Raw genomic sequence first — 13,811 nt, forward strand, 5'->3', positions numbered from 1 at the left:
AGTATGGCAGATATTTGTGACCGTAAGCTTAACCTCGGTCTCATGAACGGGATTTAACCGCCTTAAAGGCAAGACAGGCAAGGAGAGAACGGGACCGACGGGTTTCGTCGGTCCCAACTGTCACAGGGAGGACGCTCAGACGCTCGGGCTGTGGATACCCATTTCACACAGCGCAGAGGATTCGCGCACGATGGTTTGCACACGGTCCGGCCCGGTGGAGATGATGTCGATGGGCGCGCCCACCAGCTCCTCGATACGGGCGATGTAGTCGCGCGCGGTCTGCGGCAGGTCCGCTTCGCGGCGCACGCCGAACGTGGTCTCGCTCCAGCCCGGCATGCTTTCGTACACCGGCTCCACACCTTCCCAGCCGGCGGCGTCGAACGGCACCGGGATCTCCTCGCCGGCGGCATTGCGGTAGCCGACACAGATCTTCACTTCCTCCAGGCCGTCCAGCACGTCCAGCTTGGTCAGACACAGTCCGGAAATACTGTTGATGCGAATCGCGTGGCGCACGGCCACCGCATCGAACCAGCCAGTGCGGCGCGCGCGGCCGGTGGTGGCGCCGAACTCGTGACCTTTTTCACCCAGATGACGGCCCACATCGCAGCCCAGTTCGGTGGGGAAAGGACCGCCGCCCACACGGGTGGTGTAAGCCTTGGTGATGCCCAGCACATAATCCAGATACAGGGGACCGAAGCCGGAACCGGTGGCGGTGCCACCTGCGGTGGTGTTGGAAGAGGTTACATAGGGGTAGGTGCCGTGATCGATGTCCAGCAGCGAGCCCTGGGCACCCTCAAACAGGATATGTTCGCCGTTCTCGCGCGCCTTGTGCAGGTGATCCGCCACATCGGTGATCATCGGCACCAGCTCGTCGCGCCAGGTCTCGGCAACCTTGAGGGTATCCTCGTAGCTTACCGGTTCGACCTTGTAGTACTGGGTCAGGGCAAAGTTGTGGTACTCCAGCAGCTCTTTCAGCTGCGCGCAGAAGTTGTCCCAGTTGCACAGGTCGCCGAGACGCAGGCCGCGGCGCGCCACCTTGTCTTCGTAGGCCGGGCCGATACCGCGCCCGGTGGTGCCGATGGCTTTGTCGCCGCGGGCTTTTTCGCGCGCCTGGTCCAGGGCCACGTGCACCGGCAGGATCAGCGGGCAGGCCGGGGACAGGCGCAGACGCTTGCGCACCGGCACACCGGCAGCTTCCAGCTCGCCCATCTCTTTCAGCAGGGCTTCCGGGGACAGCACCACGCCGTTGCCGATCAGACAGACCACGCCCGGGCGCAGTACGCCGGAGGGGATCAGGTGCAAGACGGTTTTCTCACCGTTGATTACCAGGGTGTGGCCGGCATTGTGACCGCCCTGAAAGCGGACTACCAGCGCGACTTTCTCGGTGAGCAGATCGACAATCTTGCCCTTGCCTTCGTCGCCCCACTGGGTGCCCAGCACCACTACATTCTTGCCCATGTGCGTAAATCTCGTGTCGTCAGTTCAACGTTGGACGGGCGGATGAAAAGAGCGGCCGCGCCCGTCGTGCGGCCTGGAATTCTTGAATCAACTGGATAGTCTAGGGTTCAGGCGCGCGGCACCACCACCCAGGTGTCACCTTGCCGCACCAGCTCGCGATCACAGCGGGCCAGGGTCTCGGTGTCGTCGCTGCCCTCCCCGGGCATCGCGCTGATCACCACTTCACCGCTGGCGCGCAGCGCGCCTACGATCTGCCACAGCTCGGCGCAATCGCTCGCGGGCGCGAGAATCGCTCCCGCTTCAGGGGCGCCATTCTGCCCCAGAGCGTTGATGGCGACCAAGTCAGTACTGAAACCGGTGGCCGCGCGATCGCGCCCGAACACGGCGCCGATGCCATTGTAGCGACCGCCGTTGGCCAGGGCCTGGCCGTGACCCGGGGAATAGGCGGCAAACACCAACCCGGTCTCGTAGTCGTAACCGCGCATCTCTCCGAGATCAAAAAACAGGGTCACCTGCGGATAGCGGAGCGCCACGGCATCGGCCACCTGCTGCAATTCTTCCAGCGCGCTCACCAGAGCCCGCGGCGCGCCGCTGAACAGCTCGCGGGCGCGCGCCAGGCATTCGCAGCCGCCGGCGAGACGCGGCAGGGCTCGCAGCCAGCTGGCCGCCTGCGTGTCGGCCACATTCTCTTCCACCCAGCGCTCGATATCCGCCACCGCTTTGCTCTGCAGCAGCGCGATAAGCGCGGCCTGCTGCTCGCTGTCGAGCGCCGCAGCTTCCGCGAGGCTGCGGAAGATCGCCACGTGCCCCAAGTCCAGATGGATCTCGCGGATACCGGCGGTGCCAAGGGTTTCGAGCATCAGGCTGATGACTTCGATGTCGCCCTGCAGGCTCTCCACACCGTAGAGCTCGGCGCCGATCTGAATCGGTGCGCGCGGCCCCATCGGCGAGCGCGGACGTGTATAGAGTACCTGCCCCGCGTAGCAGAGGCGGTTGGCGCCGCTGCGGGGAAAGCTGTGGGAGTCGATGCGCGCCGCCTGCGGTGTGATGTCCGCGCGAATACCCAGACTGCGCCCGGAAAGCTGATCGGTCACGCGGAAGGTCCTGAGGTCAACATCGCGCCCCATGCCAATCAGCAGGGAGTCTGCGAATTCCACCATCGGTGGAATGATCATTTCATAGCCCCAGCGATGGTAGAGATCCAGCAGGTTTCTGCGCAGGGTTTCCACCCGCTTGGCGTCCGCGGGCAAAATCTCGGCGATGCCATCCGGTAGCATCCAGCGTTCAGCTTGGGTCATGATGTGGGCATTCGACAGTATTTGATAAATAACAGCACGGTCTCGGCGACCGCGGGAACCTCAATCCCGGCGAACGGCATAATGGCCGGGCAGTCAGCAAACTGGCGTCCGCCGCACCGACACAAAAAAACCGGGCGCCGGCCCGGTTTGAGGGATTTTACCACTATTTGCCGGGACTGTGGCCAGTCCCGGCTGGATTGGTATGCGGCTTATTTTCCCGCGGGGTCTTTCAGGTAGCGGAAGAATTCGCTGTCCGGCGCCATCAGCAGCATATCGCTCTTGTCCTTGAAGGACTCCCGGTAAGCGGTGAGGCTGCGGGAGAAGCGGTAGAACTCGGGGTTCTTGCTGTAGGCCTCGGCGTAGATCCGCGCCGCCTCGGCATCGCCGGCACCGCGCAGCTCTTCCGCCTTGCGGTAGGCTTCCGCCTCAATCACCACCTTCTGGCGATCGGCGTTGGCGCGGATGCGCTCGCTGGCTTCCTGACCCTTGGCGCGGTGGTCGCGGGCCTCCAGTTCGCGGCCGGTGCGCATCCGCTGGAACACGGATTCGGAGACTTCCGGCGGCAGGTCAATGCGCTTCACGCGCACATCGACGATTTCCACCCCCAGATCCTTCTGTGCGGTCTCGTTCAGATTCTTGGTGATGTCGGCCATCAGCTGGTCGCGCTGGCCGCTCACCACCTCGTGCAGATCGCGCACACCGAACTGGTTGCGCAGGCGGTTGTTGATCTGTTCTGCCAGCAGGCGCACCGCGTTGCGCTCGTCACCGCGGGTAGCCTTGTAGAAACGGCCCACGTCGACGATGCGGAACTTGGCGTAGGAGTCGACCATCATGAACTTGTTTTCGCTGTTCAGCATCCGCACCGGCTGGGAGTCAACAGTCTGGATACGGGCGTCGAACTTGCGCAGCTCATGCACCAGGGGGATTTTGAAGTACAGGCCCGGGGTATAGTCGGTGCGCACCAGTTCACCGAAGCGCAGCAGCACGGCTTTCTCGGTCTCCTTGACCACGAAGGCGCTGCTGGAGAGTACCAGCAGGCCGACCAGCACCAGCGCGATGACAAAAAGCGACTTGTTGTTGTTCATGGCTCGTCTCCCTTAGCGTACTTCGCGGGCGCGGCGAGTGTTGTTCACTTCCGTGCGCAGCTGGTTGATGACCCTTTGGGAAATCTCGTCGATCACCTGGGGAGAAACCTGGGTGCGCTGGCTGGCGGTACTGGCACTGCCCTCGGCCAGTTTGTCCAGCGGTAGATACATCATGTTATTGCCGCCCTCGACATCCACCATCACTTTGGAGGTATTGCTCATCACATCCTGCACCGTGTCCAGGTACATGCGCTCGCGGGTGACATCCGGTGCCTGCTGGTACTCCGTCAGGAGCTGCTCGAAACGCGAAGCTTCACCGCGAGCACTCTCGACAACGCGGGATTTGTAGGCTTCCGCCTCCTCGATCATGCGCTGGGCCTGACCGCGGGCTACCGGGATTACCTGGTTGGCATATGCCTGAGCCTCGTTTTGCAGGCGCACCTCATCCTCGCGCGCGCGCACCACGTCATCGAACGCGTCCTGCACTTCCCGCGGCGCCTTGGCGTCGGTGAGGTTCACGACATCGACGCGGATACCGGTCTGGTACAGATCCAGGTAGTCCTGCAGACGCTGCTGGGTATCTGCAGCAACCTGGCTGCGGTTCTGGGAAATAACACCGTTCAGGGTCTGGGAGCCCACCACGTGGCGCAGAGCACTGTCAGTGGCTTCCTGCAGACTTTTCAGCGGATCGGCCACGCGCAGCACAAAGGACTCCGCGTCGTCGATGTGCCACTGCACCTGCAGCACCACATCTACGATGCTGGCGTCTTCGGTGAGCATCTGGCCGGTGGTGCGTTCGGTGCGCACCTCAGTCATGTTCACCTTGGTCACATTGTCGATCAGCGGCGGGTTCCAGTGCAGACCGGAGCCAACGGTCTCGTGATATTTACCGAGGCGCAGTACCACTGCGGACTGGCTGGCATCCACCTGATAGAAGCCCCACAGGCCATAGACCACCGCGAGCACGATAAGCACCAGCGACCAGGGGAAGCTGCCGCCGCCGGGGCGACCGTCGTCCGCGCTGGCGGGCTTGCCACCGAACAGGCCATTCAACTTCTGCTGCATCTTGCGCAGCAGTTCGTCCAGATCGGGTGGGCCGTCGTTATTGCGATTGCCGCCACCCCAGGGGTCCTTGTTATTACCACCCGGTTCATTCCAGGCCATCGGTCACTCCAATTCTGTCAATTTATCAATCGTTAGCTGTCGCGAAATTCTAGCATTTTCCCCCGCGACGCAGTGTCTCTACGCGACGTCCGTTCTCAGCCGGTTTCCCAGTCTTCCGGTTTGGGCTCCTGCTCCGGTTTCTCCGGCAGCCACTGAGGCGGACTGGCGGCGTCGCGAAAGGGTGCCATCAACCGCTGTAGCTCAGAGCGCGGCAACATCACGTGCAGTTCAATGTCGCCGTTGTCGCGATAATCCTCGCGCTGCACTGCATTACTCGAAAACAGCTGCGCGCGCAGACGTGCGTGTTGCGGTGGAATCACCACTGCTCCGCTTACCATCTGGTTGCCGAGGCGCTCGGCAATTGCCTCCACCAGCAGGTCACAACCGGCACCGGTGGCCGCCGACAGCCATACCGCGCGCGGCACGCCCTGGTCGTCGCGGTCGATGCGCGGCGCCATGTCCGCCAGCAGATCAATTTTGTTGTACACCATCAGGTGCGGCAGTTCCGCCGCGCCGATTTCCTCAAGCACCAGCTGCACCTCCTCAATCAGGTGCAGGCGGTTCTCCGCCGCGGCATCCACCACGTGCAGGAGCAGCGAGGAGCTTGCCGCCTCTTCCAGCGTGGCGCGAAAGGCCTCTACCAGCCGGTGCGGCAGATGGGAGACGAAACCCACGGTATCGGCGAGGATCATCGCCCCCACGTTGGGCAGGTCAACCCGGCGCATGGTCGGGTCCAGGGTTGCAAACAGCTGGTCGCGGACATAGACATCCGCATCGCTGACGCGGTTGAACAGGGTGGATTTTCCCGCGTTGGTGTAACCCACCAGGGAGACGGTGGCGACATCCGCGCGGGAGCGCGCGCGGCGCCCTTGCTCGCGCTGACGACGCACTTTGTCCAGGCGTTTTTCAATGGCATCAATGCGTGCGCGCAGCAGGCGGCGGTCGGTTTCCAGCTGAGTTTCACCGGGGCCGCGCAGACCAATCCCCCCTTTCTGGCGCTCCAAGTGGGTCCAGCCCCGTACCAAGCGGGTGGACATGTGCCGCAACTGCGCCAGCTCCACCTGCAGCTTGCCCTCATGGGTGCGGGCGCGCTGGGCGAAAATATCGAGAATCAATCCGGTGCGGTCGAGCACCCGACACTTCAGCTCGCGCTCGATGTTGCGCTCCTGGCTCGGCGACAGGGTGTGATCGAACAGCACCAACTCGGCACCGTGCTTTTTCACGACCTCGTTGATTTCTTCCAGCTTGCCTTTGCCGACAAAGGTTTTGGGATCTGGCGTGGCGCGGGTACCGAAGATAAAGGCCACCGGATCGGCACCGGCAGACAGTGCCAATTCTTCAAATTCACGGGGGTCGTCGGGGCTGTCGATAGCGGATAGCTCCAGGTGGACCAGCACCGCAAGTTCACCGGATTCCGGGCGATCAAAAAACAAGGATTATTCTCTTGGGTTCAAAAAAGCACCAGGTCACCGGCACCGAACAACAGACGCCCCGGGCAAGCCGGGGCGCTGTCTGTATTTGCACTGCTCAGGTCAATACCGCACTGCTCGGATACCTTGGCGCCTCTTGCTTCCCGACATGAGCACCGGTGGCCGATACACCGCGGCATTCAATCTCAGCCGAAGGTGTCGCTGCCGGCCTCAGGACCTGCGCCTTCACCTGGACCCGCCGGGTTCATCAGCGGTACGCGCACGGCGCGGGAGGGTACTACGGTGGAAATCGCGTGCTTGTAGACCATCTGGCTCACAGTGTTTTTCAGCAGCACCACGAACTGGTCGAAAGATTCGATCTGGCCTTGCAGCTTGATGCCGTTGACCAGATAGATGGAAACCGGGATACGCTCTTTACGCAAAACATTAAGGTAAGGGTCTTGTAAGCTGTGCCCTTTTGACATCGTTTTTCTCCTTGCCAAAAGATAAACCGCCAGATGACGCACGATCGCGCCCGCGAATCCCGCGGACTAAGGACGGCCATGGTAATGAGGCGTATAAAAAAGAGCCAAAAATAAACAAGGCTCTGTGAATAACTGACTGAGTTGGGCCGGCTTCACCGGCTCCCTCACGTTATGGCTGCTCAACCGAGAAATTTCAAGGCCTCTGTCAACATTTCATCGAATTTGCGTATTTTACCGTCAGGGTCCTGCGCAAAGATAGGATGCAGCTCCGGCCAGCCCCGCAGCCATGTGAGCTGACGCTTGGCCAGTTGGCGGGTGGCGGCAATGCCGGCCTCCCGCATCTGTGCAAAATCGGTCTCGCCGTCCAGATATTCCCACACCTGGCGGTAACCCACCGCGCGGATTGCCGGCAGATCCTTGTGCAAGTCGCCGCGCGCGCGCAGCGCTTTTACTTCGTCGATAAAACCGCTCTCCAGCATACGCTCAAAACGCAGGGCGATACGCTGGTGCAACAGTGCGCGATCCCGCGGCAGTATCGCCAGCTGCTGCACCCGGTAGTGCGCAAGTGGTGAAGTGCATTCCTGCTCCGCGCGCAATTGCGTCATGGTCTTGCCAGTGAGGTGGTAGACCTCCAACGCGCGCTCGATGCGCACCGAGTGATTCGGGTGCAGCTCGGCGGCAAGTTCCGGGTCGATTTTTTCCAGCTCCCGGTGCAGCGCCGGCCAGCCCTCTTTCTCCGCACGCGCCTCGATCAGCGCGCGAAACGCCGGATCGGCCTGTGGTAATTCCGCCATGCCCTGTAATAGAGCCTTGAAATACAGCATGGTTCCGCCCACCAGCAGCGGAATATTTCCCGCCGCGGTGATTTCCTCCATCGCCGCCAGCGCATCCTCGCGGAAGCGCCCGGCGGAATAGCTCTCAGCGGGATCGCAGATATCGATCAAGCGATGGGGGTAGCGGGCCAATTCCTCCGGGGAGGGTTTGGCGGAGCCGATATCCAGCCCGCGGTACACCAGCGCGGAATCCACACTGATCAGCTCCACCGGCAGGCGCTCGCTGATGGCCATGGCCAGATCGGTTTTACCCGACGCAGTGGGGCCCATCAGGAATATTGCACGGGGAAGAACCTCACCCAAACTCATCCTGACATCTCCAAACCGTAGCGAATGGGCGCCGCCATGTGCCCGCACAGTAGATTTTTACTGTCCACGCATAAACCATTTGTCCATATCGGACAGCTTGACCTGCGTCCATGTAGGGCGGCCGTGGTTGCACTGGCCACTGCGCTCCGTGCGTTCCATATCCCGCAGCAGCGCATTCATTTCCGGAATGCTCAGCTTGCGGTTGGCGCGCACCGAACCGTGGCAAGCCATGGTAGAGAGAACCTCATTGATCCGATTGCCGATGCGGTCGCTGCTGCCTTCCGCCAGCAGGTCGGCGAGTACATCCCGCACCAGCTGCTCCACCGGTGCGCCGTGCAACATAATAGGTACCTGGCGCACCATGAGTGTTTCAGGGCCGGCGCGTTGCAGCACAAAGCCGAGCGCGGTGAACACCTCCTCGCGCTCTTCAAAGCAGTCCGCTTCGCGCTCGCTCACCGCGAGGCTTACCGGCACCAGCAGCGGTTGCGCCTGAATGCCACCGGCGGCGTGGGCGGCCTTCATCTTTTCATACACGATGCGCTCGTGGGCCGCGTGCATGTCCACCACCACCATGCCGTGTTCGTTCTGGGACAGGATATAGATACCGTGCAGCTGCGCTACCGCGAACCCCAGGGGCGGCGTCCCGCTCGCGGACTCGGCGGGCATGGACTGCGACCAAGACGCAGCAGACGGCACCGGCGCCTCGCGCACGCCGCCATCGTAAGGCCTGTGCAACTCACCGTACCCCTGCATCTGCTGCTGGATGCGCTCCGGCGAACGGCGCTCGCCGAAACCGCCCTGTGGATAACCTGCAAAACCGGTTTCCGATGGAGTGCCGGATGCCGGCGCGAGCGCCATGCGCTCCTGCCCGGCGAACTCACCGGCGGCGATGCCGGAGGTCTGCGGCACGAGATCCTCGCCCTGCTCCTCACGCTGGGTTTCTCTATCGCCCGGGCGTACATCCGCCAGCGCCCGGTGCAGGGAGCCGAACAGGAAGTCGTGCACCAGGCGGCTGTCGCGGAAGCGCACTTCGTGCTTGGTGGGGTGCACGTTCACGTCCACCGCCGCCGGGTCCAGTTCCAGATACAGCACAAACGCGGGATGGCGACCGTGGTACAACACGTCGGCAAAGGCACGGCGCACGGCGTGGCTCACCACGCGGTCGCGGATGGCACGACCGTTGACGTAGAAAAACTGCAGGTCGGCCTGAGAGCGGGAAAACGCCGGTTCCGCGACCCAGCCCCACAGGCGCAACCCACTGCGCTCCATGTCGATATGCAGGGCATTCTGCATAAACGCGGGGCCGCACAGCTGCGCCACACGACGCTCCATTTCCGCCCTGGTGGTACCACCGCGCAGGTTGTGCACACCCTTGCCGTTATGCCGCAGGCTGATGGAGACATCGAAACGGGAGAGCGCGAGGCGCTTGATGGTTTCGTCGACGCGGCTGAATTCGGTTTTTTCGGTGCGCAGGAATTTTCGGCGCGCGGGGGTATTGAAGAACAGGTCCCGCACTTCGACCGTGGTGCCGCGCGGGTGTGCCGCCGGCGCCAGTTGGGTTTCCATTTCGCGCCCTTCGGCGGTCACTACCCAGCCTTTGCCGGTTTCGTCGCGGCTGCTGGTGAGGGAGAGCCGGGCGACTGATGAGATACTGGCGAGGGCTTCGCCGCGGAAGCCGAGGGTGGCAACGGCTTCGAGGTCTTCGAGCGCGTGAATTTTGGAGGTGGCGTGACGGGCGAGCGCGAGGTGCAGGTCGCCTTTCTCGATCCCCTTGCCATTGTCGCGCACCATGATGCGCTTGACCCCGCCCCCGTCGAGATCCACTTCCAGCCTGGAGGCGCCGGCATCGAGGCTGTTTTCCAGCAGCTCTTTGATCACGGACGCGGGGCGCTCGACCACTTCACCGGCGGCGATCTGGTTGGCGAGTCTTGGGGAAAGTAACTGGATATTATCGGGCATCGGGGTCTTGGTGTTTAACGATTAACCCCGAAGCCGTGATCTGGCCACGCAATCGAGGTTCTGAATTTCTACAGTGGCGCCGGAGCACCGGGTATCAGTTTTTGAAACCGCTGTGAATACATCCCTGTACGCTGCGTCGGCGACGTCCCTGTCGCCGACGCTTTCAAAAACTGATACCCGGCACTCCTGCTTAACTTTGTATATCTGTACTTCGCACAAAAATGCGAATTTCTTGCGACTACTTAACTTCAACGCGAAGGTAGGATGCTGGGGATGGGTTTTCAAAAGCGTCGCAAACAGGATGTTTGCGCCGCAGCGCCCAGGGATGGGTTCACAGCGGTTTTGAAAACCCATACCCAGCAGCCTGCCGCCACGACAGCAAGATACAGGCCTCGGAGCCGCAGCAAGGGGCCACCAGACTTAACCCGAAGGAATCGTCAACGTCTGCCCCACACGAATCATAGAGGTCTCCATGCCATTGGCCTTCTTCAGATCCCCTACCGAAATGTTGTAGCGGGCCGCGATGCCGGACAGGGTATCACCCCGGGCGATAGTGTGCTTGCGGTCGGTGCGACTGCCATTGGACGCGAGCCAGCTTCCCGCCGGCGGGCGCGACCTGAAATGGGCCACGATGCCCTCGCCGAGCTTTTCCGCCATGCGCTTCTGGAACGACGGATCGCGCAGACGCCGCGCCTCGTCCGGGTTGGTGATAAAACCGGTTTCCACCAGGATCGACGGCACATCCGGGTTGCGCAGTACCGAGAAGTTCGCCTGCTCCACCTTCTTCTTGTGCAGATGGGTAAAACTGCCAATGGAGCTCAACACACTGCTGCCAATATCCAGGCTCGAGTTCATCGTCGCAGTCATCGCCAGGTCCAGCAGCACACCGGCCAGGGTATCGTCCTTGTCGCTGAGACTCAGGCTGCCGGCACCGCCAATCAGATCCGACTCGTTTTCCCGCTGCGCCAAAAAGCGCGCTGTCTCACTGGTGGCGCCGCGGGAGGAAACCACATACACCCCGGCGCCGCGGGCTTCCTTGCGGGTAAAAGCATCGGCGTGAATGGACACAAACAGGTCCGCCTTCAGCTGACGCCCCTTTTTCACCCGGTCGCGCAGGGGAATGTAGTAGTCGCCGGTGCGCACCAGCTTTGCGGTGAAACCCGGTTCGCGCCCAATGACCCTGTGCAGTTCGCGGGAAATCGCCAGCACCACGTCTTTTTCCCGCACCCCGCCGGGGCCGAGCGCGCCCGGGTCCTCGCCACCGTGGCCGGCGTCGATGGCGATCAGGATTTTCCGTTCGTCAGTCACCTGTTCGATGGTCTTTTCTTCCACCTTGTCGCGGTCGTGCAGGTCGATCACCAGGCGATCAGGCAGAGACTCGTGGCGGCGCAGGGCGAAGCTGCGGGGATTGACCGGCTGCTTGAGGTCCAGCACCACGCGCAGATCGCGCTTGTCTTTGGTGGCGTAGCGCACGCCGGAGATGGGGGTTTCCGCGAGGGGCAAATCGTCCATCGACGCGCCGAGGGTTGCGCCGCTCACGTCGATCACCACCCGATCGGGGTTCTGCAGGGTAAACAGCTTGTGCTCCGCGGGGCCGTCCAGATCGAATACCAGACGGGTGTGGTCCGGGGCGCGCCACAGGCGCACGCCCTCCACTTCCGCGGCAAACGACGGCAGCGCTATGAAGAGCGCCCACGCGAACAAAATGGTTGAAAGTCGCACCGGCAACCCTGCTCCGATCATTATTATTGCCCTGTCGATTCGTTGGCCGGCCTCAATCCGTGAAGCGCGGTTCAGATTTTCGCGAAGTGTGCGCCGGCCAAAACCGCAGCCCCTGCGTCACTTCCCGCCATCAATTTTAGTTCGCGCCCTTCGCCCTGCAATTGCAACTCAAGCCGCAGGTCTGCCACCGGCAACACGCCAATGCCGCGCTCGGACCACTCCACCAGGCTCAGGCTGCCGGGGCCAAAGTAATCACGCACCCCCATGTACTCCAACTCCTCCGCGTCACCCAGACGATAAAGGTCGAAGTGATACACGCGGAAGTCAGCAAATTCGTAGGGTTCCACCAGAGTGTAGGTGGGGCTCTTTACCGCACCGCGGTGGCCAAACGCCCGCAACACACCGCGGCTGAAGGTGGTTTTGCCCGCGCCCAGCTGGCCGCCGAGAAAAATCACCAACCCCGCCGCCATACCGGTGTCGATACATGCCTGGCCCAGCGCCTCGCCGGCGGCAACGGTGGCCGCTTCGTCGGCCAGGTACAACGCTTTTTCCACGGGTTGCCTGCTCATGACATCAGTCCACCAGCTCGCGGACGTGCGGCAGCAGATCCGTGGCGAGCAACCCGCGCTGGCCAGCCGCCGCGGCGCGGTTGCCCGCCTCACCGTGCAGCCACACCCCGAGGCGCGCCGCCGCCGGCAGCGCCAGGCCCTGACCGATCAACGACGCAATAATACCGGTGAGCAGGTCGCCCATGCCGCCGGACGCCATGCCCGGATTGCCGGTATTGATCACGTCCACACCGTCTGCATGGGCGATCAGGGTACCAGCGCCCTTTAATACCACCACGCCACTGAATTTTTCCTGAATCGCGCGCGCGGCGGCCACCGGATCGGCACTCACCTCCGCGGTCGGAATTCCCAGCAGTCGCGCCGCCTCGCCAATGTGCGGGGTCAACACCCAATCGTCTCGCTTGATGCCGGCGAGCACGCGGCCGCCGGCGAGAATATTCAGTGCATCCGCGTCCAGCACCAGTTTTGCTGGCGCCCGCCCGGCGCGCGCCAGCAGCTGCTCGCTCCAGGGGGAGTGGCCGAGACCGGGGCCGACGGCGATCACATCCGGCGATTCCAACAAGGGTTCCAGTTCCTGCCCGGACACCACCGGGTGCGCCATTACCTCCGGGCGGCGGCTGAGCGACGCCACTACATGCTCCGGGCGGGTGGCGAGCGAAATGAGGCCGCTGCCGGTGCGCGCCGCCGCCTCCGATGCTATCAGCGCGGCACCGCCTAAGCCGTGGTCGCCACCGACGATCAGCACATGGCCAAACTGGTTCTTGTAGCTGTCGGCGGCGCGCGCGGGCAGCCGCTCCAGACTGCCGCCGCTATAGCGGGTGAGCTGCGCCGGCACCTGCGCGTAGACCGCCGGCGCAGCACCCAGATCCTCGAAAATTACATCGCCCGCGAGCGCTGGCCCGCGCCCCAGAAACAGGCCCGCCTTGCGGCCGATAAAGGTGACTGTGGCATTCGCACTCACCGCGTCTGCGGCAAAACCGCTGTCCGCGTTCAGGCCCGAGGGCAGGTCCACTGCCAACACCGGCGCAGGGGAGCGGTTGATATGTTCAATGGCGGCATCCAGCGGCGCGCGCAGCTCGCCACTGAATCCGGTGCCCAGCAGCGCATCCACCAGTACGGTGTTTTTCTCCACCGCCGGCAGCTCGGCGAGACTGGTTACCAGGGTTGCGCCCTCGCGCTCGGCAAAACCGTGGGCTTCCAGTGCTTCGCCTTTCAGTTTGTCGGCGGGCACCCCCACATACACGGTCACCGGAATCTGGCGCTGGGCGGCAAGCCCGGCAATGACATAGCCATCGCCACCGTTGTTGCCACCGCCGCAGAACACCTGGATCGAACTCACCTCAGGCCAGCGGTTGCGCAGCGCATCAAACGCCGCGCGACCGGCGCGCTTCATCAGCGCGATAGCGGGAATCTGCTGCTGGCTGATCACCAGTCCGTCCAACTGGCGCACGGCCTCGGCGCGGTAGAGTTTTTGCGGTTCTGTTGGGGAGGGATTCTGACTGTCCATAGTGTCCGACATA

General features: G+C 62.8%; 11 protein-coding genes. All 11 read right to left on the reverse strand.

Going from position 1 to position 13,811, the window contains the following annotated elements; all coding sequences use genetic code 11:
* Positions 1–135 precede the first annotated feature (135 nt).
* Complete coding sequence (locus FDY93_RS07710) at positions 136–1,458, reverse strand: adenylosuccinate synthase (RefSeq protein ID WP_138235179.1); 1,323 nt, start codon at positions 1,456–1,458, stop codon at positions 136–138.
* A 107-nt stretch (positions 1,459–1,565) separates the two neighbouring features.
* On the reverse strand, positions 1,566–2,756 hold the full coding sequence (locus FDY93_RS07715; protein ID WP_138235180.1) for an ATP phosphoribosyltransferase regulatory subunit: 1,191 nt from the start codon (positions 2,754–2,756) through the stop codon (positions 1,566–1,568).
* Between the two features lie 209 nt (positions 2,757–2,965).
* The gene (gene hflC / locus FDY93_RS07720; protein ID WP_138235181.1) at positions 2,966–3,841 is read right to left on the reverse strand and encodes a protease modulator HflC; all 876 of its coding nucleotides are present in this window, start codon (positions 3,839–3,841) and stop codon (positions 2,966–2,968) included.
* 12 nt (positions 3,842–3,853) lie between these two features.
* Positions 3,854–5,005: an FtsH protease activity modulator HflK gene (gene hflK, locus FDY93_RS07725; RefSeq protein WP_138235182.1), complete on the reverse strand. Its 1,152-nt coding sequence runs from the start codon at positions 5,003–5,005 to the stop codon at positions 3,854–3,856.
* A gap of 95 nt (positions 5,006–5,100) precedes the next feature.
* On the reverse strand, positions 5,101–6,438 hold the full coding sequence (hflX, locus tag FDY93_RS07730; RefSeq protein ID WP_138235183.1) for a ribosome rescue GTPase HflX: 1,338 nt from the start codon (positions 6,436–6,438) through the stop codon (positions 5,101–5,103).
* 182 nt (positions 6,439–6,620) lie between these two features.
* Positions 6,621–6,899: an RNA chaperone Hfq gene (gene hfq, locus FDY93_RS07735; protein ID WP_138235184.1), complete on the reverse strand. Its 279-nt coding sequence runs from the start codon at positions 6,897–6,899 to the stop codon at positions 6,621–6,623.
* A 179-nt stretch (positions 6,900–7,078) separates the two neighbouring features.
* A complete protein-coding gene (gene miaA / locus FDY93_RS07740; RefSeq protein WP_138235185.1) occupies positions 7,079–8,041 on the reverse strand; it encodes a tRNA (adenosine(37)-N6)-dimethylallyltransferase MiaA in 963 nt (320 codons plus the stop codon).
* Positions 8,042–8,098: 57 nt separating this feature from the next.
* A complete protein-coding gene (gene mutL, locus FDY93_RS07745) occupies positions 8,099–10,000 on the reverse strand; it encodes a DNA mismatch repair endonuclease MutL (RefSeq protein ID WP_138235186.1) in 1,902 nt (633 codons plus the stop codon).
* 420 nt (positions 10,001–10,420) lie between these two features.
* Positions 10,421–11,743: an N-acetylmuramoyl-L-alanine amidase gene (locus FDY93_RS07750; RefSeq protein ID WP_138235187.1), complete on the reverse strand. Its 1,323-nt coding sequence runs from the start codon at positions 11,741–11,743 to the stop codon at positions 10,421–10,423.
* A 50-nt stretch (positions 11,744–11,793) separates the two neighbouring features.
* Entirely contained in the window at positions 11,794–12,291 is a 498-nt protein-coding gene (gene tsaE, locus FDY93_RS07755) for a tRNA (adenosine(37)-N6)-threonylcarbamoyltransferase complex ATPase subunit type 1 TsaE (protein ID WP_138235188.1), read from the reverse strand.
* 4 nt (positions 12,292–12,295) lie between these two features.
* A complete protein-coding gene (locus FDY93_RS07760; protein WP_138235189.1) occupies positions 12,296–13,810 on the reverse strand; it encodes an NAD(P)H-hydrate dehydratase in 1,515 nt (504 codons plus the stop codon).
* Between the last annotated feature and the right edge of the window lies 1 nt (position 13,811).

The organism is Microbulbifer harenosus, assembly GCF_005771435.1.
GTDB classification, from domain to species: domain Bacteria; phylum Pseudomonadota; class Gammaproteobacteria; order Pseudomonadales; family Cellvibrionaceae; genus Microbulbifer; species Microbulbifer harenosus.